This is a genomic window from Pseudomonas sp. TE12234 (assembly GCF_054061835.1).
Window position 1 is genome coordinate 170,823 of record NZ_JBSSEP010000011.1, and the last position, 22,885, is coordinate 193,707.

Sequence of the window (22,885 nt, forward strand, 5' to 3'; positions counted from 1 at the left end):
GACAATATACAACTTGAGGTTTGCAATGAATCAACCCCGCTGGCTACGCAATGTACGCCCCTACGGTTCAGCCGCCGAAGACCTGCTGATCGAAAACGGCCGGTTCACCCAACGTCGCCCGGCCTCGACCACTGAATTACTCGCCACCGACCTAGATGGCCAAAACCAACTGCTGACCCCGACCCTGGTGGAAAGCCACGTGCACCTGGACAAAACCCTCTGGGGCCAGCCGTGGCGCCCCAACAGCGCCGGCCCGACCCTCAAGGACTACATCGCCAACGAACGGCGGATCCTGCGTGAAGTCCAAACCCCGATCGCGCAACGGGCCGGGGCCCTGCTGGAAAACTGCATCGCCCGTGGCTCGCTGACCATGCGCTGCCATGTCGACATCGACCCGGAGTTCGGCCTGCGCCACGTCGAAGCCATGCAGCAGCTGCGGGAGCAGTACCGCGACCTCATCGACCTGCAACTGGTGGTGTTCCCGCAAACCGGCCTGATCAGCCGTCCCGGCACCGCCGAACTGATGCGCGAAGCCATGGCTCTGGGCGTGGAGAACGTCGGCGGCCTCGACCCGTGCGGCATCGACAACGACCCAATCGCCCAACTGGACTTCGTGTTCAAACTGGCCAGCGAGTTCGACCGTGGGGTGGACATTCACCTGCACGACAAGGGCGAGTTGGGCCTGTGGCAAATCGCGCTGATCGCCGATTACACCGAACGCTTCGGGCGTCAGGGCCGGGTCATGATCAGTCATGCCTACTGCCTCGGCATGCTGCCGTGGAGCCAGGTCAAACCCGTGGCCGAACGCCTGGCGGCGCTGGGTATTTCGTTGATGAGCTCGGCACCGGCCGACTGCGCGGTGCCGCCGTTCCTCGCTCTGCGCGAAACCGGGGTGAATGTCTGCCTCGGTTCCGACGGCATTCGCGACGCCTGGTCGCCCATGGGCAATGGCGACATGCTGGAGCGAGCAATGTTGCTGGCGTTTCGTTTCGACCTGAACAAGGACGATGAACTGGCGGCTGCGTTCGACGCGGCGACGGTGAATGGCGCGCGGGCGCTGGGCGCTTCGGACTATGGGCTGGCGCTGGGTGGGCCGGCGGACTTTCTGTTGATGCCGGTGCAGACCCTGGGTGAAGCCTTGGTTTCACGGCCGGTTCGCCAGGTTTATCGCAGTGGACGGTTGATCGCTTCGGGCGGTCGCTTGCTGGACAGTCGTTTGTGAATCGCATCGGGCTTCGAGCCAGTTGTGTGGTCGGCTTCGACGGCACGCAACACGTGCTGTGGCGCAATGGCGAGGTAGTGTTCGAGGGCTCGCGCATTGTATTTGTCGGGCGCGGTTATCCGGGGCCGGTGAGTCAATGGATCGACTACGGCAATGCGCTGATCGGCCCCGGTTTCATTGATCTGGATGCCTTGGGTGATCTTGACTCCACGGTCCTGACCCTGGACAACGGCGACGAGCGCGACATGGGCCGGATGTGGTCGGCGGACTATCTGGCGCGCGGATCACGGGAGAGCTACAGCCCTGAAGAGGAAGTCTTCAAGTATCGCTATGCCTTCACCCAACTGATCCGCAATGGCATCACCACCGCCATGCCGATCACCTCGATGTACTACCGCCAATGGGCGGAAACCTACGACGAATTTGCGGCGGTGGTCGGTGTGGCAAGCGAATTGGGGCTGCGCACTTACCTCGGTCCTTGTTACATGAGCGGCATGAGTTACTGGCAGGCCGACGGTACGTTGGCGCATCACTGGGATGAAGCCCGAGGCCTGGCCGGACTTGATGCGGCGGAACGGTTTTTCCGTGATTTCGACGGCGCCAACGGCGGCCTGATTCGTGGGGCGCTGTTGCCGGACCGCATCCAGACCTGTACGCCGGCACTGCTGCAACGCACCGCTGCGCTGAGCCGCGAACTGAACGCACCGATGCGTTTGCATTGCTGCCAGGGGCTCGGCGAGGTGGCGATGGTCGAACAACTGCGCGGCGCGTCACCGTTGGGCTGGTTACAACAGCTCGGGCTTTTGAATCCGCGCAGCCTGCTGCCCCACGGCATCTACACCCAGGGCGATGACGACCTTCAGCGGCTGGTGGATGGCGGTGCGAGCCTGGTGCATTGCCCGGTGGTTTTCGCCCGGGATGGCGAGGCGCTCAACTCCTTCGGCCGCTATCGGGCCAAGGGCATCAACGTCGCCCTGGGCACCGACACCTGGCCAGCGGACTTACTCGACAACATGCGCCAGGGCCTGAACATCGCGCGATTGATGGAGGGCGGCAACGCGCTGACCAGCACACTGGACATGTACAACGCCGCCACCCTCGGCGGCGCCAAGGCACTGGGCCGTGACGATATCGGTCGTCTGGCGCCGGGGGCCAAGGCCGACATCACCGTGTTCAGCCTGCGCGGCTTGCACCTGGGGCCGCTGTTCGATCCGTTGAAAAACCTGGTGCTGGCCGGACGCGGCGACGACTGCATTGCCAGTTACATCGATGGCCGCTGCGTGATGCAGGACGGCCAGGTCCTGGGTGTCGACTACCCCACCCTGCAACGCCAGGCCCAACGACAATTTGAAAAACTCATGCGCAGCCACAGCGACCGGGCCTTTGGCCAACCGGACTGGAAGACCTTGTTCCAACCGGCCATCCCGTTCGCCGACGACTACAGCGCGCAGGCGCCATTGAGCGCCATCGATCCACTTCTTTAGAGAATCCTGCCCATGCAAAGCTTCGACTTCAGCACGCTGAGTGCGCGAGACAAATACAAGATTCTGATCGGCAGCGTGGTGCCACGGCCGATTGCCTTGGTCACCACTGTCGACGGTGAAGGCCGGATCAACGCCGCCCCGTTCAGCTTTTTCAATGCACTCTCGGCCGATCCCCCGATCCTCGCCCTGGGCGTTGAAAACTACGGCGACCAGAGCCCCAAGGACACCACGCGCAACATCCAGCTCAACCAGGAATTCACCGTCAACATCGTCAGTGATGCGCTGGTGGAAGCCATGAACGTCTGCGCCGTGCCCTTCGCCCCCGGCTTCGACGAACTCACCGCCGCCGGCCTCACCGCCATTCCCGGCACCACGGTCAAATGCCCACGGATCGGCGAAGCGCCGGTCGCGCTGGAATGTCGCCGGATGATGGCGCTGTCCATCGGCCAGTCGCGGGAAATCATCTTCGGCGAAGTGCTGATGGCCCATGTTCGCGACGAACTGATCGACCCGAAAACCCTGTACATCGATCAACTGGGACTCGACGCGATCGGGCGGATGGGTGGGCATGGCTATGCACGCACGCGGGATTACTTCGATCTGCCGACACGCTCGTTGCAGGCCTGGACGGAAGCGCCGGGGGGTGGGGAGCGGTTTTGGCCACTAGCCAAGTAGTACGCAGCGCATATCTCCTGCAGGAGCGAGCTTGCTCGCGAAAAACGTCAACGCTAATGCGGGGTGCCTGATGAACTGCGGTGTTCTTGCGCCCATCGCGAGCAAGGTCGCTCCTACAGGGGGATGCGTCGTTAGCGAAAATCCCGGCTACGCACAGTGATACCGTCGAGAAGCGGACTCAAGTCGCTGAGTCGTCCGGCAATCAGGTGCCGGACCTCACCCTCCTTCTCCCGGCGTCCATCGACCTTGTTTAATCTGAAACCTGAGGTCGTACATTTCCCGGTTGCCAGTATTGGCGCCGCGCCATATTCAACTTCAAATCAACTGTTCTTGCTGGGCAGCTCATCAATCCATTCCCTGGCAAGACAAAACAACCGAACAGCGTAATCAGGACGTTAATGACATGGATACCCGTCAGCGATTTTCCCCTTTCCATACGATTCGAAGCAGCAGGTACATCCTTCTGTTCACTGCGATACTCCTCCTTGCAACACTCCCGTATTCGGGCACCGCACACTCAACCCCCCCGGATATCAATCCGACAGCAAAGTCCTCCCTGCAGACCAGATCAATCCAGGCAGGCGACACGACCTGGTCGTATTACGAGGGCGCAAAAAACGGTCCGGTCCTGTTGCTGGTACATGGCTTTTCTTCAAGCAAGGACGCCTGGCGCACGTTGGGCGAGGACCTCGGCGTACGCTTTCACGTGATTATTCCCGACCTTCCCGGCTGGGGTGATTCGACGCGCCTTGCCGGCGAAAGTTATGACATCGATGCACAAGCAGCGCGGCTCAATGACTTTCTGCTTGCGCTCGACCTGCGTGAAATCAATCTGGTCGGCCATTCCATGGGAGGCGCCATTGCCGGCGTATTTGCCGCCCAAAGGCCGGAGCGTATTGCACGCCTGGTGCTGGTCAACCCGTTGGGATTGAGCTTCGCCGAAAACGATTTCGTCCGGTCATTGAATGCTGGTCACAACCCGTTTATCTACGATGACCGTGCCGGCGTCGAACGCACTGCCCGACTTGTCTATCTCAATCCTCCCGAGATGTCCGACCAGGAAGTGGAAAATGCCATTGCGGGCAATCGGCATCAACGCAGCTTTATCGAGTCCACCCTGGCGCAGATCCGTCTACCATCCCAGTGGTTCGCGCTGGATCATCGGCTGGCGCAGCTCACCCTGCCGGTACTGGGCATCGGCTGCCGCGAGGATAAGGTGATCGATATCTCCGCCTTGCAGACGATGCAAAACGGTCTGCCCGATGATTGGGTCGGGCAGGTTGTCACCCTGGAAGGTTGCAACCACTTGCCCATGATTGAACGCCCCGTGGCCACGGGGCAGTTACTCACTGACTTTGCTGCCGGTGCCCAGCTGCCTGAAACCCTGTGACTCAATGAAAGTCCCGGCTCCGCACAGTAATGCCATCGAGCAGCGGGCTCAGGTCACTCAAGCGTCCGGCAATCAGGTGCCGGACCTCACCCTCCTTCTCCCAGCGTCCATCGACCTTGAGCAATTGTGAGCCGACCAGCACCTTGCGTTGCCGCTCGGCCAGGTCACGCCAGACCACCACGTTGACGTTGCCGAACTCGTCTTCCAGGGTGACGAAGGTCACACCGCTGGCGGTGCCTGGTCGCTGCCGTCCGGTCACCAGCCCGGCGATGCTGACCGGCCGCCCGTGCTCGACCGCCAGCAATTCCTTCGAACTGCGGCAGCGCCGGGCCTTCAACTCGTCTCGCAACAACGCCAGCGGATGGGGCCCGAGGGTGGTGCCGAGACTGTTGTAATCGGCCAGCAGGTCCTCGCCCACCGTGGGTTTGGGCAGCGACACCGCGCTCTCTTCCTGACTGGGCAGGCCGGCAAACAGGCCAAGCTGCTTTTGCACCCCCGCCACGTCCCAGCGCGCCCGATGCCGATCACCGGCCAACCCCCGCAGCGCACCGGCATCGGCCAGAAGCTCCTGAGCGCGGGCATCGAGTCGCGCCCGTTCGCCAAGGTCGGCAACGTCGGCAAACGCACCGTTCGAACGCGCCGCCTCGATACGCCGGGCATCGTCCTCGCGAAAGCCCTTGATCATGCGCAAGCCGAGGCGAATCGCCGGTTGCGCATCGCTGAGCGGTTCCAGGCTGCAATCCCAGTCGCTGGCCCGCACGTCCACCGGGCGAATCTGCAGATGGTGGCGACGCGCGTCCTGCAGAATCTGGTCCGGGCTGTAGAAACCCATGGGCCAACTGTTGATCAGCGCACAGGCGAAGGCTGCCGGTTCGTGGCATTTCAACCAGCAACTGGCGTAGGTCAGCAAGGCAAAACTGGCGGCGTGGGATTCGGGAAAGCCGTAGCTGCCAAAGCCCTTGATCTGCTCGAAAATCTGCGCGGCGAATTCAGCCGTGTAGCCTTTTTTCTTCATGCCGGCGGCCAGTCGATCCTTGTGCGGCTCCAGCCCGCCATGACGTTTCCAGGCCGCCATGGAACGACGTAGCTGGTCGGCCTCGCCGGGGCTGTAGTCGGCGGCGACAATGGCGATCTGCATCACTTGTTCCTGAAACAGTGGTACGCCCAGGGTGCGCTTCAATACCTCCCGCAACTCTTCCGAGGGATAGCTTTCGAGTTCTTCCTTGTTTCGCCGGCGCAGGTACGGGTGCACCATGCCGCCCTGGATCGGTCCGGGGCGGACGATGGCCACCTCGATCACCAGGTCATAGAACTTGCGTGGCTTGAGCCTGGGCAGCATCGACATCTGTGCCCGGGATTCGATCTGGAACACGCCGATGGTGTCGGCGCGGCCGATCATGTCGTAGGTTGGCGCGTCTTCGGAGGGGATCGACGCCAGGCTCAGGTCCAGGTTGCGATGACGGCGCAGCAAATCGAAACAGCGACGAATCGCGCTGAGCATGCCCAAGGCCAGGATATCCACCTTGAGCAACCCGACCGCATCGAGATCGTCCTTGTCCCACTGAATGATGGTGCGCTCGGCCATCGCGGCGTTCTCCACCGGCACCAGATGGTCCAGCGGCTGCTCGGAAATCACGAAGCCGCCGGGGTGCTGGGACAGGTGCCGGGGAAACCCGATCAGTTGCCGGGTCAGGCTGAGGACCCTGCGCAACACCGGACTGTCGGGGTCGAATCCGCCTTCACGCAGGCGCTCCACGGGGGGAGCCTGATCGCTCCAGTGGCCACAGCAGTCGGCCAGGGCGTTGACCTGATCCGGCGGCAACCCCAGCGCCTTGGCCACGTCGCGCACCGCGCCGGCACCGTGGTAACTGCTGACGACGGCGGTCAGCGCGGCACGCCCCCGGCCATAACGCTGGAACACATACTGCAAGACTTCTTCGCGGCGTTCATGCTCGAAATCGACGTCGATGTCCGGCGGTTCGTTGCGTTCCCTGGAGAGAAAGCGCTCGAACAGCATGTTCATGCGATCAGGGTCGATCTCGGTGATGCCCAAGGCGAAACACACCGCCGAGTTGGCCGCCGAGCCCCGGCCCTGACACAGAATCTTCTCGCGCCGGGCGAAGGCGACGATGTCCTGCACGGTCAGGAAATAGCTTTCATAACCCAGCTCGGCGATCAGCCCCAGTTCCTTGTCGATCAGGCCGCGTACCTTCTCGCTCGCCCCGCCGGGCCAGCGCTCGCGCATGCCGCGCTCGGTCAACTCGCGCAGCCAGGACGCTGCGCTGTGCCCTTGCGGCACCAGCTCTCGCGGATATTGATAACGCAGCTGACCGAGGTCGAACGTGCAGCGCCGGGCGATGGTCAGGGTTTCGTCGAGCAAGGCCGCTGGATAGAGATCGCGCAAGACGTCGAGACTGCGCAGGTGCCGTTCACCGTTGGGGTGCAGGCGCAACCCGGCATCGGTCACCGACAGGTGATAGCGGATCGCGGTCATGGTGTCCTGCAAGGCGCGCCGCCCGCGAGCGTGCATGTGTACATCGCCGCTGGCCACCGCAGGAATCCGCAGTTCCCTGGCCAGCGTCAGCAGCGCATCGAGGCGCCGGACATCGTCCTGACCACGGTGCAACTGCACCGCCAGCCACAGCCGTTCAGCGAACACCTGTTTCAGCCAGTCACCCTGTGCGAAGTCATCGACCGCGTCCGGCACCCACAGCGCCAGCAGCCCCGGCAACGGCTCGCTGAAGTCCTCGCGCAACACCTGATACTGGCCTTTTTGCGTACGGCGGCGGGCTCGGGTAATCAGTCGGCATAGCGCCTGGTAACCCTCGAGGTTCTCCACCAGCAGCACCAGTTTCGGGCCGTTCTCGATGCGCACTTCACTGCCGATGATCAGGGGCAGCTCCACGGACTTCGCCGCTTGCCAGGCACGGACGATGCCGGCCAGGGTGCATTCATCGGTGATCGCCAGGGCCTGATAGCCCTGCTTTTTCGCCCGCTGAAACAGCTCAAGGGCACTGGAGGCACCGCGCTGGAAACTGAAGTTCGACAGGCAGTGCAGTTCGGCATACCCGGCGCTCATGCGAACCAGCCCTGCAGCCACAACGGACCATCCTCGCCGACCGCACGATAAGCCCAGCCCTGCTGGCCGCTACGGGTTTCGATCAGGTAGTAGTCACGGCGTACGTCGTCGCCGTCCCACCAGCCGGACTCGATGCGTTCCGGCCCCATGAGGATGCGCGTCGAGCCTTCGTGTACCGCCAGCGGTTCGGCCAGCAGCCAGCCTGGCCGTTGCACGCTCGGGAATCCGGCGCAGGGCTGGTGGTCGGCACTGGCCTGCCACGCACACTCCGGACGGTGATCGGCCTGAAAGCGCAAGCCGTGCACCGCGTCGTCCCCCAGCCGTGCGCGCAAGCGTTCGCGCAGTTGCTCCCAGGGCAAGGTTTGCTGTGGGCGATCGTCGAACAGCTCCTGAAACTGCGGAACGAAGCTCGGCAAGTCTTCGGCGCGCAGACGAAACCCACGCACCGGCGCCTCGACCTGCACTTGCTCCAGCCGCCCCCGCGCCAGTTCGAAGAGCATCGCCGGATCGCGTTCGGCGCTGAGCAGCCCCACCTTGATCAACGTGTCCGGCAAGCCGGCGTGTTCCAGATGCAGGTCGAAGCGTTGCACGCCGCTGTCGCGCCCGCAGAGAAACGCCGACAGATCGCCGGTCAATCGACGCAGCGGAAACAGCAAGGCCTGATGGGATTGCACATCGAAGTTGAGCTCGATGCGCACATCGAAGCGGTCCGGTGGCAGATAGAACGCCAGCGCCAGGCGCCGCAAGCCAAGCAAGGTGTCCAGGTGCTTGAGCACCGGGGCCTCGAAGCGTCGCGCCAGGCTGTGCCGAGGCAACGCCTGCACCTGGCTCAAGGTGCGCAGGCCCATGCGCGACAACGCGGTGGCGACGTTGGCCTCCAGTCCGATGCGGTCGACGGGCAATTGTCCGAGGTGATACTGCAAGGCTTGATCGTCGGGCACCACCAGGCCGTCATGGGCGTTGGCCAGCATCCGCGCCGCCGCCGGGTTGGGCGCGGCGACGATGCGGTGACGGAAACCCAACTCGCCGAGTTCGCTGCGCAAACGCGCCTCGAATGGCGGCCAGCCACCGAACAGCCCCAGGCTGGACTCGATTTCAAACACCAGCGCGCGCGGGTAATGCACGCTGACCTGGGAACTGAAGCGATACGCCCAGGCGGCCAGGAACTGCTGCCAGTGTTCGATTTCAGCCGTGTCGTATTCGGCCGTGGCAAAGCCCTTGCTCAAGGCCTGGGCGGCGCTCATGGACTGGCCGGGACGCAAGCCCAGCGCCCGCGCCGGGCCGTTGACCGCCTGCAACACCCGGCGCTGGGCCGGGCCGGTCAGCAACGCCAGCGGCGCTTCGGGGTCGGCGCGCTGACGCAGTACCGCGTCCAGCGCCAATTGCGGGAAAAGAATGCAGACCCAGCGCATGGCAACCTCAATGCCCCACGGCAAAGGCAATCGGCGCCGAACGGGCCAGGCCGCCCCGGCACTTGAGCACCCGCAATTGCGCAGGCTTGGCATCAATGGCGATGCGCAGGGCCGCTGGCGACGGGTTGATCGCTTCACTGATCGAGCGATAGGCGAACGCCAGGGTCGAGCCGGTTTCCGCCGCCACCTGCAAGCGACGCAGGGCGCGGTCATCGGCCTTGTGCGGCCAGCACAGCACCGCGCCGCAACTGCCCGAACGCAGGCATTGCTCGGCCGCCCACAGCGCATCGCGCTCACTGGCCTGGATGATCGACAGCTGGCGCAGATCGACCCCGGCGCTCTGCCAGGCCTGGGGATACGGCACATGGGGCGGCGCCACCAGCACAATGCGCTCGCCCGCCGCCGACAGCCGCGCCAGTGCCGGCCATACCAATTGCAACTCGCCGACGCCCTGCCCGGCCAGAAGGATTTCGGTCAGCGCCGCTTCCGGCCAGCCGCCCGTGGGCAACGCCGCATCCAGCGCGGCATGCCCGGTGGGTTGCGGGCTGACGGCAGGCGGCGCAGGCCGGCCCTTCCAGACCTGGCCGCCATTGAACAGCGTATCCAGCGCAACGACGGCACCCATCAGCCTTGCCTCACCAGACCGCAGAACACCCCTTCGATGGCCAGGTCCCGGTCGGCTTCGACGATGATCGGCTGGTAGGCCGGATTGCGCGGCAACAGGCGAACCCGGTCGCCGACCCGTTCGAAACGCTTGATGGTGACCTCGCCGTCCAGGCGCGCCACGACGATCTGGCCGTTGAGCGCCTCGGGGTTGCGGTGCACGCCCACCAGATCGCCGTCGAGAATGCCGTCTTCGATCATCGAGTCGCCGCGTACCCGCAGCATGTAGTCCGGCACCCGGGAGAAGATCGACGGGTCAAGCAGTAGACGGCTATGGATTTCGGCATCAGCGCCAATGGGCGCACCGGCCGCCACCCGACCGAGCACCGGGATGTCCAGCAACTCGGGGCGCGGCGGTTGCCCGAGCAGGCGAATGCCCCGGGCCTGATGCGGATTGACCTCGATAAACCCGGCTTCGGTGAGCGCCAGCACATGCTTGCGCGCCACGCTGCGGGAGGCGAAACCGAACGCCTCGCTGATCTCGGCGAGGCTCGGGGACTGACCGTGTTCGGCGATGCGCTCGCGGATAAAGGTCAGGATGGCGGTACGGCGGGGAGTTAAAGTCGTCATGGAGTACATTTGTACTCTTTTCGGTTTTTTCTTACAAGGACTTCTGCAGGAGCAGCCGGTCGACGCTCGATTGCTCGCGAAAAACCCGAGGCCGCCGCGGGGTATCAGGCACCCCGCGTTATCGTTGACGACCCTCGCGAGCAAGCTCGCTCCTACAGGGGTCGGCCAGATACGCGGTGATGTAATCGATAAACGCCAGCACTTTGGCCGTGGCCCGCCGATGGCTGGGGTACACCGCCAGAATGTGCGGGCCAAAGCTGTCGGGGTCGATGTCGTAGTCGGCCATCAGATGCACCAGTCGCCCGTCGGCCAGGTACGGCGCGGCACTCCACAGCGGGGTGTGCAGCAGACCGCGCCCGGCCAGGGCATTGGCCAGCAACAGGTCGTAATTGTCGCTGCGCAATCGTGGCGTCTGGGGCTGCGGCAGGCTCAGGCGCTGGCCGTCGCGCTCGACCCACCAGAATTCGCGGCTGAGCAATGGGTGGCGATACAACAACCATTCGTGCTGATCAAGGGTTTGCGGGGTGACCGGCAGCCCCTTGCGCGCCAGATATTCCGGGCTGCCACACAACGCCAGGCGATTGCTCCCGACCACCCGGGCGATCAGCCCCGGCAAGTCGTCATGCCCTTCGCGCAACGCGAGGTCGTAGCCGCTTTCGAGCAAATTGACGAACGCATCGCACAGGTCCACTTGCAGGTCGATCTGCGGGTATTGCTCAAGAAAACCGCCCACCACCTGATCGAGAAAAGCCTGTCCATAGGCCAGCGGTGCGGTGATTTTCAGACTGCCGCGCAAGCCATGCTGCAACTGCTCGATTTCCTCACCCGCCTCGTCCAGCCGCTGCAACACCTGACGCGCGGTTTCCAGGTAAAGCCGTCCGGATTCCGTGAGCGAAATCCGCCGGGTACTGCGCTCGAACAAACGCGCACCCAGCTCCGTCTCCAGATGGTTGACCGCTTTGGTCAGGGCCGAAGGGGTCTTGCCCAACTGCTCGGCGGCGCGACTGAAACTGCCCAGTTGCGCGGTGACCACGAACATTTTCAGTGCCCCTAACTTGTCCATTCTTTTTCCATTCAGGCAAAAACGTTTTTCGTGAGTGAGGCGTTCTGCCGACGGCGGCAAGCCACTAATCTGGCCATCAGACGCAATAACAAGGAAACATTCAATGAAAAGATTCATCCCGAATCTACTGATGGCGGCAATGAGTTTTGCCTCGTTGGAAGCCATGGCGGCGACTGATCTGGTGTTGTTCAACGGCAAGATTTTCACCGCCGACCGCAACCAGCCCAAGGTTCAGGCCCTGGCAGTACAGGACGGCAAAGTGCTGCAAGTGGGCAGCGATGCGCAGATCAAGGCCTTGATCGACTCAGGGACCCAAGTCATCGACCTGGGTGGCAAGACCCTGATGCCCGGCCTGATCGACAGCCATTCCCACGCGATTTTCGGCGGCCTGGAAATGGTCGCAGCGAACATGGAAGACGAGGTGGTCGAGCTCGACGAACTGGAAAAACGCCTGCGTGGCTGGCGTGACGACGGCAAGGCCCGGCATGGCGACGTCCTGACCGTGGCCGGCATGAGCTCCGCTTACTGGGCGCAGTCCGAAGCCCTGGGCAAGACATTCAACAGCGGCGAATGGGCCGACGTGCCCGTGGTGTTTACCGGCAGCGATTACCACACGGCCTGGGCCAACAATGTGATGCTCAAGCGCGCCGGCGTCGACGCGACACTGCTGAAAAACCTGCCGGACGCCGAGAAAGGCACCATCGGCAAACTCGCCGATGGCAGCCCCAACGGATTTCTGGTGGACGCCGGTTGGGACCGGGTGTCCTCGAAAATGCCGTCGCCGAATGCCGCCGACATGCTCAAGGCGGCGCAAACCGCCGTGAGCTACAACAACAGCCTCGGTATCACCGCGTGGATGGACCCTGCGGCCAACGCCGCGCCTGGCGAACCGCTGTTCGCCCTCAAGCCCACGGAGAAAACCGTGGGCGTGCTGCCGGTGTACAAAGCCCTGTCCGAAAGCGGCGGCATGACCGCCCATGTCGCGGCGTTGCTGGTGGCCAATCCGAAAAGCGTGCCGGCCGATCTCGACACGCTGGACAAGGTCCGCCAGCAGTTCCAGGGCATTTCCAACCTGACGCTACCCGGCGTCAAGATCTTCGCCGACGGAGTGATCGAGTACCCGGCGCAGAGCGCGGCGATGATCGATCCCTATACCAACTCGCACAAACCAGGCGAACTGCTGATCGATCCCAAGCACTTCGGCGAGCTGGTCAGCGCCATCGATCAACGGGGCTGGCGGGTGCACATCCACGCCATCGGCGACCGCGCGGTACGCGAATCGCTGAACGGCATTGCCCAGGCGCGCAAAGACCGGCAGAGCGGAGTGACCCACTCGATCACGCACTTGCAGATCGTCAATCCGAAAGAATTCGCCCGCTTCAAACCGCTCGATGTCATCGCTTCGATGCAACTGTTGTGGGCCAGTGCCGACGACTACACCACGGACATGATCAAGCCTTACGTCAGTGCCCTGGCGTTCCGTTACCAGTACCCGGCGCACTCCTTGCTCAAGCAAGGCGCGACCATCGCCGGGGCCAGCGACTGGCCGGTGTCTTCGCCCAACCCGTGGAACGCCATGGCCCAGGCCATGACCCGGATCGGGCCGATGGGGGTGCTCAACGCCGATGAACGCATTGACCGCGAGACCATGTTCTACGCCTATACCCTCAACGCCGCTCGCACCATTGGCCTGGACAAACAGATCGGTTCCTTGACCGCTGGCAAACAGGCCGACTTCATCGTGGTCGACCGCGATGTGTTCAGCGTCGACGAAAAAGCCCTGCACGACACCCAAGTGCTGCAAACCTGGTTCGCCGGTCGTCAGGTCTACGCACCAACCCTCTGATAAAAACAGCAACCCCTCCGCTGCCCGACTCCGTGTCTCTCGACACGGGGCCAGGCGCAGCCATGTCCGACTTCTGCCCATAACAATCAAAATAGCGGGACGTACCCCATGAAAGCTTTCACCCTGTTCGCCCTCAGCTCCTTGAGTTTGCTGCCCTTAAGCAGCCAGGCCGTGCCCTTGAATGATGATTTCTCGTTGCTGCTGGACGTCAACCTGGCCAGCGACTACCGCAGCCGTGGCATCTCGCAAACCCAGAACGACCCGGCTCTGCAGGCCGGCGCAACCCTGACCCACAGCAGTGGGCTGTACCTGGGCGCATGGAGTTCCAACGTCGATTTTGGCGGCGGTTTGAAGACCCGACAGGAGATCGATTACTACGCCGGTTGGCTGTGGCAAGCCACCGACGCGGTCAATCTCGACCTTGGTTATCTCAAATACAGTTACCCGAAAGAGAGCCAGTTCAATCAGAGCGAGGTCTACGGCATTCTCAGCGTTTATGGGGTGAAGCTCGGCGCCTATTACTCCGACGATGCGCCGGGCATCGATAGCCAGCAGAACTCGCTCTACACCTACATCGGTTATGAAACCGAGTTGCCCTATGACACCGGCCTGAAACTGCGTTACGGCAACATGGACTTCAAGGACCCGACCCTGTATTCGAACTCGGGTGAAGCCGAGGACTCGTACCGCGAATGGGAAGTCCGACTGACCCACGAACTGGCCGGAGTTACGCTGGGCCTGAGTTACGTCGACACCAACCTGTCGAAGAGCCAATGCGCCAGCAATTGGGGGTTCGATGATGTGTGCAGCGCGACGGTGGTGGCGAGCGTCAGCAAGACTTTTTGACTACCACGGATCCCTGTGTGGGAGCTTGCTCGCGATAAGGCCCGTCCAGTCACTATCAATAGCGACTGTCAGGCCATCGCGAGCAGGCTCGCACGGTTTAGATTCCAGTCAATTCGGGGCGAGTTGTGCCAGATAGGGCCATGGATAGATGCCACGATCGTGGCTGTCGCTGAAGATCAGCTGCAAACCATATCCCTGCGAGTGCAAATCGATAACCCGAACCTGCGCATCAACCCGCGAAATCTTGAGCACTCCTTGGAATGAGCGCAAAGGACGCCAAACCAATTAGCAGTGTGCCTACGGCACAGAGAATTGCCGTGAGGGAAAGGGTCTGGGAATAACCGACCATCCCGCCGACGACTCCGCTACCGAGAAAAATGAAGGGGTGTACGCCACTGGTAAAGAGTGTATCGACTGCCACCACTTTACCGAGGTCCTTTTCAGGAGCCAGTGTCTGCATCGCTGTGGCCCATCCAGTCAACCAGGACGCTTCGACGACACCTACCAGAGTCGCCCCCAGTATCGCCATCCAGAACGAGCTTCCCATGCCGAGTAGTGCCATCGCGCCAGCCAGGAACAGGCCGCAGGTCACTGCAAGTCCGATCAGTCGTTCATGCCCGGAAACAAGCACCGTGACGATTGATCCAATGCACGCACCGAATCCCGAGGCGGCCAGACATACCCCCCACATTTCTTCGTTGAATCGATTGCTGATGGCATAGGGAGCGACAACCAGGAAAATCGGGAAACACAATACGTTCACCACGAGGGTAGCCGCGAAGCCAAGCAAAAGTTTGGAGTTGCCGGTGACGATGGCAATGCCATTGACCGTTTCCCGGATCGAGAACTCCTCCTCGAACTCACAGGGCTCAACATTGGGCAACATCGCCGTGTAAATGGCGGCGCAGAAGAATGTCAAACCATCGATCAATATGCCCCAGACCGGATCCCAGAAAATGATGAGTACACCCAGCGTCGCGGGAAACAGCACAGCGACCAGGTTGTCGACAAAATTCATCGCACCATTGCCCGCCACCAGTGCTTGCTTGGGCAGCAATTTGACGAGCAGTACCTGAGCACACGGACGGGAAACCCCAATGCCGATGCCGAATATCAGGTAGACAAAAACCAAGCACCACCACGGTGTACCGGAGAAGAACATCGCCACTGCGGCCAATTGCGCACAACCCCGCGCCGTGTCGGTGTAAATCAGTACTTGCTTCGGCGACTTTCGATCCGCCAGCAAGCCTCCTACCAGGGCCCCGATCACGCTCCCTACCCCGACTGCAGCCATAACAAAACCAAATACTTCTGCTCCGTAGCCGGTCCGGATAAGCGCTATCGGCAGAGCGGCTAGACAAATAGCGTCGCCGGCCATCGAGAGACTTTGGCCTATCAGCAATTTGCGAAAAGACGAGACGCTCAGCGCTTCGGTATAAGGTGATAAGCGATCGGCAATGGAGATCATAAGTAGTCCTCCTTGAGACCTATGTTTGCGTCCTGGTTTAAGTGCGTAGCGAGCTTCCCCCCCTCTCCGGACTTCAAGTTCTCCTCGACCGTGAATCGAGACCTTGAGCCGCTGTCCACGGAAGCGGTATGTCAGTCAATACTTCATTGGCTGACCCACCGCTTTCGCGAGCAGGCGCGCGTGCATCAGATTAGGTTGGATTCGGGGACGAGTTGTGCCAAGTAAGCCCATGCCCACGGATAAATCCCGTTCATGCCCATTGGATAATACCTGTTGCAGTTCATACCCCTAAGCGTGCTGTTAGACAACCCGCAAACGCAATGCCCTGCAGTCCTTACTCTAACGAAGCGGACAATCAACAAATAAGGCCTACCGCTCGTCGTTTTTTTTGAGAAAAATCAGTACTTGAAAAAATAAAAATCATAAAACGCACATTTAATCCTACAGAAATGCCCTACTCGACATAGCAAGATCATTTCTACTTACCGAAAACTAAAATACGGGTTGAAAAAGAAATTTCAAAATTCCACGCTAGACACTATCCGCACGAAAACCAAACCAAACCACCAAGACTCCGAATCTCATGCAGGACACTTCTTGAAATTGAGTAGGAATACCCCTACAACACAAAAAACCTCTCACTTGAACCCAGCAGAAAAATCAACTAACTCTTGCAGAACCACTTAATTTCAAGTGGCAAAATTTTCGCCTTGCAATACATATCGAAAGAAAAGAAGCAACGATTCCACTCCCATAGAGAATTCGATCATGACTAAAAATATCTGGCCCAGAATTTTTTCTCTAACATCCATATTCCTCAAGGAACAACTAAAAGAACCCATCTCATTGTTTTGGCTTATGATATTACCTTGCGCGATGTTCTATTTTTTTGCAGCAACCAGGCAAGACGCCAACTACTTCTCCAGCAACTACATTACAGTCTCAGCATGGTTTTATGCCTATATTTCCTCGAGCGTTGCATTATTCGGATTCGCCTTTTACATAATCGGAAGAAGGGAAAGCGGATTCACACGATCATTTATTTACTCCAAGGACTCAAAATTAATTTTCCTTTTATCACACTTCATTACTTATTCACTAATATCGACATCCTATTGTGCGACCTTTTACCTAATGACGAAATTTCCATTTGGAAACTACAACCTCAATGAATTACTAAATATCACACTACGCTTCTACGTCTGCTTCATCATGTTTTGCACTCTCGGGGCTGTATTTTCATGGCTACCGATTAACTTTCAGAACTCGAACACGTTGCTTTCCATCTTTTCGTTCTGCATGCTAATTCTCGGAGTAATGAGTACCGCCACAGCAAACCACATCACTGACACTTTGAATCTTGCAAACCCACTAACTCTTGCAAGCAAAATAATGGAACAAGGCCTTCAATCCAATCAGCCCACCACAATCGCAATAGTTTTTTTGTTCACTTTTACACTATTTAAGACATTCAAACATCTTAGAATAAATCCTGTATGGAGCCGATATTAATGAAAAAGTTCAGGGCGCAAAACATTGATTTTTCCTATTCAACCACCCCCCTCTTAACCCAGGCGTCTCTTGAGGTTACTCAAGGCGATATTGTCGGAATTCTCGGGCCCAATGGCTCTGGAAAAACAACTTTTTTCGATATCATCTGCGACCTTAAAAAAGCAAAGTGCGGCTTTATAAAAAACGACTTCAGTCATTTCTTATACCTTTCTCAAATCATTACCACTTCTCCACCGTTGCGCATGCGCGACATTTTTAAAATGGTGACTGCGCTGTCATCAAGCGAACCAATGACACAAGATAAAGCCCTAATAAAATTAAGTGCATGGAGTCCTGCGATAGTTGACCGGTACCAAGACATTTGGAACAAAAAATCATCGCTATGCAGCTACGGAGAAACACGCTGGTTCTTTACGCTTTCTCTTCTTTCAATCTCTGCAGACTTCGTGATTCTCGACGAACCTACTGCTGGTGTAGATCCAGAATTTCGTCACTATATTTGGCAATGTCTTCACGGCGCAGCCAGAGAGGGCACTGCCATTCTAGTTTCCTCGCATAATGTTGATGAAGTCATTAACCATTGTGATTATTTTTACATGCTCAGCCAGCACCGCTTCAATCGCTTTGCCAATGGTAGTGAGTTCATGAATAAGTATGGAGCAAAGACTGTGGACGATGCATTTATCCGAGCCATTACTGAACCTGAATTCGCGACATAAAAAACTGGAACCGCACATAGGGGGAGATGCTCCAGACTGAAATAGCTCCCTATTCAGTCCCTAAATCCAGCCAAATAAGTCCACGGATAAATCCCCCGCTCATGCCCATCACTGAACACCAGCTGCAATCCATACCCCTGCGCATTCACTTCGACCACCTGAACACGGTCATCAACCAGCGGCGCCATTCCCCGCATTCGAAACGCCCGGCATTGCGAACACGGGCATTGGCGACGCAACTCGACGTGGTCCAGCCGCTGTTCGCGACCGTCCGGCCAGTTCAGGCGCAATTGTTGTTTGCTTCGGGAATTGCCGATGGCCAGCGGGTTCATTGCAGTTGACTCAAGGCAATGCGTACCGCCTTGCGCACTTCCGGGTCGCCGTCGTCCTGGGCGGCCAACAACGGTGCGATGGCATCCCGCTCGTTCAACTCGCCCAAGGCCAGCGCGGCTTCCTTGCGCAGATTGCTGATGCGGTGGCCGAGGGTTTCGATCAAGGCATCCAGGGCCGGGGCATAACGTAAACGCCCGAGGCTGCGGGTGGCGCGCAGGCGGACTTGCCAGTAATCGTCACCCAAGGCTTCGACCAGCGCGGCACCGGCGTCGAGGTGTCCGACCTTGCCCAGCGTGGTGGCGGCCTCTTCGCGCACTTGCCAGGCCTGGTCCTGCAGGGCCTGTCGCAGGGCCGGCAGCACCTGTGCGTCTGACGCCAGCCCCAAGGCCCCGGTGGCCGCGCGACGGACTTCGGTGTCCGGGTCATCGCTGGCCAGCCGTGCCAGGGCCGGCAAGGCATCAAGCTGCTTGAGCCAGCCCAGCACGCCAACCGCTTCACGCCGGACGTTGGCGTCGTGATCGTCCAGCGCCAGCAGGGCCGCCGGGGCAGCCAGGGGATAGCGCAACTCGCGCAAAGCCCGGAATGCAGCGATGCGCACGCCGATGTCGGCATGCCCGGTCCACGGCAGAATCACCCTGCCGGCCGCTTCAGTCTTGAGCAGGCTGAGGCTTTGCGCGGCGGCGGCTTGCACCGCTGGCGCGGGATCGGTCAGGGCCTGGCACAACGCCTCGACCACGGGCTCGTCCTCCCAGGCTTCGAGCAAGCGCGCGGCTTCGGCGCGAACCTCCTCGGCCGGGTCGTGCGCCAGGCGATCGACCAGCCACAGCAGGCCATCCGGTTCTTCCAGGTCAGCCAGGTCGATCAGGGCGATACGGCGCACACCGGCATCCTCATCGGTCAGGCGTGGTTGCAGGGCGAGAATGTCGTCGTTATCGGTTACATCAAAGAGTGAGGTCATAGGGCAAATCGCGGCAGTTTGTTTTCAGGAGGAAGTCCGAGAGGGTTCAGGCGCGGTAGCTGCCGACCGTCTTCGTGACGCAGAAGCTCGAGGCAGTGACGCTTCAAGCGCGAGAAGGCGTGGCTGGTCACCAGCTCGGTGGTGCGTGGCCGGGGGAAGTCCAGGTGCAGGTCTTCGATGATCCGGCCGGGGCGCGAGCTCATCACCAGCAAGCGATCGGCAAGGAACAGCGCTTCATCGATGTCGTGGGTAACGAACACCACGGTGGTGCGAATCCGTGTCCAGATGTCCAGCAGCAGTTCCTGCATGTTCAAGCGCGTCAGGGCGTCGAGGGCACCGAAAGGCTCGTCCATCAGCAACAACCGTGGACGATTGACCAGCACCCGGGCGATTTCCACCCGCTGCTGCATGCCGCCGGACAGCTGATCCGGCCAGCGCTCGGCAAAGCCTTCAAGGCCCACCAGAGCGAGGATTTCATCGGCGGCCCGGTGCCGTTCGGCTTTACCGACACCGCGCATTTTCAGGCCGAAGGCGACGTTGTCGCGCACCGTGCGCCAAGGGAACAGCGTGTGCTGCTGGAACACCATGCCGCGCTGTGGCGACGGGCCAGACACCGGCGCGCCGTCGACGTCGAGGACGCCGGTGCGCGGTTGCAGGTGACCGGCCAGCGCACCGAGCAAGGTGGATTTGCCGCAACCGGACGGCCCGAGGATGCACACGAACTGTCCCGGTTCGATCTGGCAATCGAGCCCTTGCACCGCTTCAAAAGCGGCGCTGCCCTCGCCCAGGCTGATCGACAGGGCGCGAATATCGATACGCCCTTCCGGGTGTTGAAAAACGCTCATCAGGCTTTACCTCGTGGTCGATGCCAAGGCGTGAACAGTCCGCCGAGGCGCTTGATCAATAGGCTGCTGCCCATCCCGAGTACCCCGATCAGCAGCATGCCGACCACGATGTCGGCGTAGTTCTGGATGGTGTAGGACTCCCAGGTGTAATAGCCGATGCCGTACTGGCCGGAGATCATTTCGGCGGTCACCAGGCAAAACCACGAGGTGCCCATGCCGATGGCCAGGCCCGTGATGATGCTTGGCGCAGCCCCCGGCAGAATCACTTCCAGCAGAATCGCCCGCCGCCCTGCCCCGAGGCTTTTCGCCGAGGCGATCAGCCGTGGATCGACACCTTCGACGCCGTGCACGGTATTGAGCAGGATCGGAAACAACGCGCCGGTGAAGGTGATGAAGACCATCGACAGTTCTGACGAGGGGAACATCAGGATCGCCAGGGGGATCCAGGCCACGGCGGGTATCGGCCGCAGTACTTCCAACGGCGGCAGCAACAGGTCTTCGGCCCATTTCGAACGGCCGATGGCCAGTCCCAGGGCAATGCCGATGACCAGTGCTGCGAGGTAACCGGCGAACACCCGGCCAAGGCTGCTGCTCAAGTGCCGGGCCAATTTGCCGGAGTCACCGAGACCAAAAGCTGCCTGAATCACGGCCAGCGGTGTCGGCACATTGGCGAATGTCACCAGGCCGAAGTTCCAGTGATGGCTGGCGGCGAGTTGCCAGAACAGCAGGCAGAGCAGCAAGGAGGCGGCTCGGGGAGGCCAGCGCTTAAAGGGTCCGTTCACAATTGTTCCTCTCAACCGATTTCCTGTAGGGGCGTGCCTGCTCACGATGAGGTGCCAGTCGACATTTCCTTGGCTGACACTCCATCGCGAGCAGACTCGCTCCTACAGGGGACTGCGGTGTTTTTGAATTAGCGCACGGCCACCGCCTGGGTGGTGGCATCGGTGAAGTCGAACACCTTGCCGCCCTGGGCCGTGGCGAATTGTTGGGCCTGTCCCTTGAGCAAAAACGCACTGAGGCGCCCTTTCGCATCACTGGCAAACCACGCTTGATCCGCCAGTAACTTGATGCCGCTGTCGCTGGCCTGGGCATACACCGCGCGGATGTTCTTGCCTTCCTGCTTGAGGCTGGCCAGCGCGGTGAACGCGGCTTCCGCCGACGCGTACTGACGGACTTTCGCTTCGCCACGCACCCAGATCTCGGCCACGTGGCTGAAGTCGGTGATGGCTTTGCCAGTGGACGCATCGACCGCTTTGAGCGGGGTTTGCGCGTAGTTGGCCAGTTGCGCGGTGTAGTCCAGTTTCGAGGCCTTGAAGGCGGCGCGGATGTACTGGTCGTCAATGAAGGTATTCAGATCGAGCCCGCGATCCGCCTTTTTCAGCAGTTTGAGGGTGTCGATGGCGGTGCCGACGGCCTGGCGATATTCAGGTTTCCAGCTCAGGTCACGGGTCTGTACGCCCAACGGACCGTGGAACAGGTAATTGACCTCGGCATCGACCCCGGTGACCTTGGCGATCAGTTCGCTGTACTTCTCCGGTTCGGCGGCGAGCAACTGATTGGCCTCGATGCTGGCGCGCAGGTAGGCGACGACGATCTCCGGGTATTTATTCGCGTAGGCCTGGTCAACCAGCGCACCGTGGAAGGTTGGCGCGCCAGCCTGGGAGCCATCATAGATCTTGCGTGCGAAGCCCCGGCTGGGAAACAGCTCGGCGAACGGCACGAAGTCGGCATGGGCGTCGATCTTGCCGGCCTGCAAGGCGGAGCCGGCGACTTCCGGTGGCTGGGCAATGATGTTCACGTCCTTGAGCGGGTCCCAACCCTGGGCCGCCACGGCGCGCAGCAACATGCCATGGGCGGTCGAAGCGAACGGCACGGAAATGGTCTTGCCCTTCAGCTCGGCCAGCGACTGCACGCCCGAGGCACTCGGCACCACGATGCCGTTGCCACTGCCCTTGATGCTGCCCGACAGCACGCTGATGAACAGGCTGTGCTTGCCCGCCGTTTCGAACGCCACACCGTTGAATGAACCGGGGAAATCGGCCATGGCGCCGAAGTCGAGTTTGCCGGCAACCATCTCGTTGGTCAGGGGCGCGCCGCTGGTGAAGTTCTTCCACTCCACGTCGTACTTGGCGTCCTTGTATTGCCCGTCATGGGGCAGGTATTTGTCGAGCAGGCCCAGTTCGCGGATCAACAGACCACCAGCGGCGCAGTTGATCGTGGTGTCCTGGGTGCCGATGGCAATGCGGATGGTTTCGGCCGAGGCCGACAAGGTGAATGAGGCCAGTACCAGACCGGCAAACGCTGCACGCAGCGATGTTGGCAAAACCATGGTGAATCCCCTCGAATCGTTTATTGGATGTTCGTCTCCGCCACGATCAGGGCGTGGTGGGAAACGAGGGGTGTTTGAAACAGGCGTCCGGTGGTGGCCGGATGGCTTTAACGCATTTTTTCAACACACGATCTGGAGCCGGCTTGAACGGCGAAAGCGGTGTGTCTGTTGCAGAGGTGGTGAATGTGAAATCGTTTTCGCTGGCAAGCCAGCTCCAAGTCAGCGCAACAAATAAGGGATGTCCACTTTCACCGCCCCGGTCGGGCAATCCTTCTCACAGGGCATGCAGTACCAGCACTCATCGAAGGCCATGTAGGCCTTTTGCGTGGCCGGGTTGATGGCCAGCAAGTCCATCGGGCAGACGTCGACGCACACGGTGCAGCCTTTGTGGGCGATGCACAGGTCCTCGTCGACGGTGACCGGCGCGTTGGAGCGGAAGAAGATTTCCTGGGGTTGATAGGTCATGTTCGG

Annotated in this window: 19 protein-coding genes and 2 pseudogenes; 7 read left to right on the forward strand and 14 right to left on the reverse strand. The window is 60.5% G+C overall.

Annotated features, from left to right (window positions below; all coding sequences use genetic code 11):
* Nucleotides 1-25: 25 nt before the first annotated feature.
* From ACVWYU_RS18515 to ACVWYU_RS18525, 3 genes are read left to right on the forward strand one after another with little or no spacing between them, the layout of a single operon-like run.
* Nucleotides 26-1,222 carry an amidohydrolase family protein gene (locus ACVWYU_RS18515; protein WP_457373363.1) on the forward strand — a complete coding sequence of 399 codons (1,197 nt, stop codon included), beginning with the start codon at nucleotides 26-28 and terminating at the stop codon, nucleotides 1,220-1,222.
* Nucleotides 1,219-2,706: an amidohydrolase family protein gene (locus ACVWYU_RS18520; RefSeq protein ID WP_457373364.1), complete on the forward strand. Its 1,488-nt coding sequence runs from the start codon at nucleotides 1,219-1,221 to the stop codon at nucleotides 2,704-2,706. Before ACVWYU_RS18515 ends, ACVWYU_RS18520 begins: the two co-directional genes overlap by 4 nt.
* A gap of 12 nt (nucleotides 2,707-2,718) precedes the next feature.
* Nucleotides 2,719-3,381, forward strand: coding sequence for a flavin reductase family protein (locus ACVWYU_RS18525; protein ID WP_090322788.1), 663 nt, complete (start codon nucleotides 2,719-2,721; stop codon nucleotides 3,379-3,381).
* 131 nt (nucleotides 3,382-3,512) lie between these two features.
* On the opposite strand, the pseudogene ACVWYU_RS18530 reads toward ACVWYU_RS18525, so the two are convergent.
* A pseudogene (locus ACVWYU_RS18530) lies at nucleotides 3,513-3,644 on the reverse strand (hypothetical protein); the annotation flags it as partial.
* A 140-nt stretch (nucleotides 3,645-3,784) separates the two neighbouring features.
* Between ACVWYU_RS18530 and ACVWYU_RS18535 the strand changes: the two are divergent.
* Entirely contained in the window at nucleotides 3,785-4,771 is a 987-nt protein-coding gene (locus tag ACVWYU_RS18535; RefSeq protein WP_457373365.1) for an alpha/beta fold hydrolase, read from the forward strand.
* A 1-nt stretch (nucleotide 4,772) separates the two neighbouring features.
* Here ACVWYU_RS18535 and ACVWYU_RS18540 read toward each other — a convergent pair whose 3' ends face one another.
* The 5 genes from ACVWYU_RS18540 to ACVWYU_RS18560 all read right to left on the reverse strand — a co-directional run bounded on the left by ACVWYU_RS18540 (nucleotide 4,773) and on the right by ACVWYU_RS18560 (nucleotide 11,558).
* Nucleotides 4,773-7,871, reverse strand: coding sequence for an error-prone DNA polymerase (locus ACVWYU_RS18540; protein ID WP_457373366.1), 3,099 nt, complete (start codon nucleotides 7,869-7,871; stop codon nucleotides 4,773-4,775).
* A complete protein-coding gene (locus tag ACVWYU_RS18545; protein ID WP_090322792.1) occupies nucleotides 7,847-9,262 on the reverse strand; it encodes a Y-family DNA polymerase in 1,416 nt (471 codons plus the stop codon). The genes ACVWYU_RS18540 and ACVWYU_RS18545 overlap by 25 nt, the downstream gene beginning before the upstream one ends.
* 7 nt (nucleotides 9,263-9,269) lie before the next feature.
* The gene (imuA, locus tag ACVWYU_RS18550; RefSeq protein WP_090322795.1) at nucleotides 9,270-9,887 is read right to left on the reverse strand and encodes a translesion DNA synthesis-associated protein ImuA; all 618 of its coding nucleotides are present in this window, start codon (nucleotides 9,885-9,887) and stop codon (nucleotides 9,270-9,272) included.
* Nucleotides 9,887-10,504, reverse strand: coding sequence for a transcriptional repressor LexA (gene lexA / locus ACVWYU_RS18555; protein ID WP_090322797.1), 618 nt, complete (start codon nucleotides 10,502-10,504; stop codon nucleotides 9,887-9,889). Before lexA ends, imuA begins: the two co-directional genes overlap by 1 nt.
* 109 nt (nucleotides 10,505-10,613) lie before the next feature.
* Nucleotides 10,614-11,558 carry a LysR substrate-binding domain-containing protein gene (locus ACVWYU_RS18560; RefSeq protein WP_457373367.1) on the reverse strand — a complete coding sequence of 315 codons (945 nt, stop codon included), beginning with the start codon at nucleotides 11,556-11,558 and terminating at the stop codon, nucleotides 10,614-10,616.
* A gap of 103 nt (nucleotides 11,559-11,661) precedes the next feature.
* On the opposite strand from ACVWYU_RS18560, the gene ACVWYU_RS18565 reads away from it, so the two are divergent.
* On the forward strand, nucleotides 11,662-13,404 hold the full coding sequence (locus ACVWYU_RS18565; protein ID WP_457373368.1) for an amidohydrolase: 1,743 nt from the start codon (nucleotides 11,662-11,664) through the stop codon (nucleotides 13,402-13,404).
* 108 nt (nucleotides 13,405-13,512) lie between these two features.
* Nucleotides 13,513-14,250, forward strand: coding sequence for a TorF family putative porin (locus ACVWYU_RS18570; RefSeq protein WP_457373369.1), 738 nt, complete (start codon nucleotides 13,513-13,515; stop codon nucleotides 14,248-14,250).
* A gap of 108 nt (nucleotides 14,251-14,358) precedes the next feature.
* On the opposite strand, the pseudogene ACVWYU_RS18575 reads toward ACVWYU_RS18570, so the two are convergent.
* Nucleotides 14,359-14,487, reverse strand: a pseudogene (locus ACVWYU_RS18575) (gamma-butyrobetaine hydroxylase-like domain-containing protein); the annotation flags it as partial.
* A complete protein-coding gene (locus ACVWYU_RS18580; protein ID WP_457373370.1) occupies nucleotides 14,480-15,718 on the reverse strand; it encodes an MFS transporter in 1,239 nt (412 codons plus the stop codon). The gene ACVWYU_RS18580 and the pseudogene ACVWYU_RS18575, both read right to left, overlap by 8 nt.
* A 1,511-nt stretch (nucleotides 15,719-17,229) precedes the next feature.
* Between ACVWYU_RS18580 and ACVWYU_RS18585 the strand changes: the two genes are divergently transcribed.
* Complete coding sequence (locus ACVWYU_RS18585) at nucleotides 17,230-17,949, forward strand: AAA family ATPase (protein WP_090322826.1); 720 nt, start codon at nucleotides 17,230-17,232, stop codon at nucleotides 17,947-17,949.
* A 53-nt stretch (nucleotides 17,950-18,002) separates the two neighbouring features.
* On the opposite strand, the gene ACVWYU_RS18590 is transcribed toward ACVWYU_RS18585, so the two are convergent.
* The 6 genes from ACVWYU_RS18590 to ACVWYU_RS18615 all read right to left on the reverse strand — a co-directional run bounded on the left by ACVWYU_RS18590 (nucleotide 18,003) and on the right by ACVWYU_RS18615 (nucleotide 22,879).
* Nucleotides 18,003-18,281, reverse strand: coding sequence for a DUF971 domain-containing protein (locus ACVWYU_RS18590; RefSeq protein ID WP_457373371.1), 279 nt, complete (start codon nucleotides 18,279-18,281; stop codon nucleotides 18,003-18,005).
* Nucleotides 18,278-19,240: a HEAT repeat domain-containing protein gene (locus tag ACVWYU_RS18595; protein WP_457373372.1), complete on the reverse strand. Its 963-nt coding sequence runs from the start codon at nucleotides 19,238-19,240 to the stop codon at nucleotides 18,278-18,280. Before ACVWYU_RS18595 ends, ACVWYU_RS18590 begins: the two co-directional genes overlap by 4 nt.
* Nucleotides 19,237-20,085: an ABC transporter ATP-binding protein gene (locus ACVWYU_RS18600; protein ID WP_457373373.1), complete on the reverse strand. Its 849-nt coding sequence runs from the start codon at nucleotides 20,083-20,085 to the stop codon at nucleotides 19,237-19,239. Before ACVWYU_RS18600 ends, ACVWYU_RS18595 begins: the two co-directional genes overlap by 4 nt.
* On the reverse strand, nucleotides 20,085-20,867 hold the full coding sequence (locus tag ACVWYU_RS18605) for an ABC transporter permease (protein ID WP_457373374.1): 783 nt from the start codon (nucleotides 20,865-20,867) through the stop codon (nucleotides 20,085-20,087). Before ACVWYU_RS18605 ends, ACVWYU_RS18600 begins: the two co-directional genes overlap by 1 nt.
* A 128-nt stretch (nucleotides 20,868-20,995) precedes the next feature.
* Nucleotides 20,996-22,414 carry an ABC transporter substrate-binding protein gene (locus ACVWYU_RS18610; RefSeq protein WP_457373375.1) on the reverse strand — a complete coding sequence of 473 codons (1,419 nt, stop codon included), beginning with the start codon at nucleotides 22,412-22,414 and terminating at the stop codon, nucleotides 20,996-20,998.
* A gap of 219 nt (nucleotides 22,415-22,633) precedes the next feature.
* On the reverse strand, nucleotides 22,634-22,879 hold the full coding sequence (locus tag ACVWYU_RS18615; RefSeq protein ID WP_457373376.1) for a 4Fe-4S dicluster domain-containing protein: 246 nt from the start codon (nucleotides 22,877-22,879) through the stop codon (nucleotides 22,634-22,636).
* Between the last annotated feature and the right edge of the window lie 6 nt (nucleotides 22,880-22,885).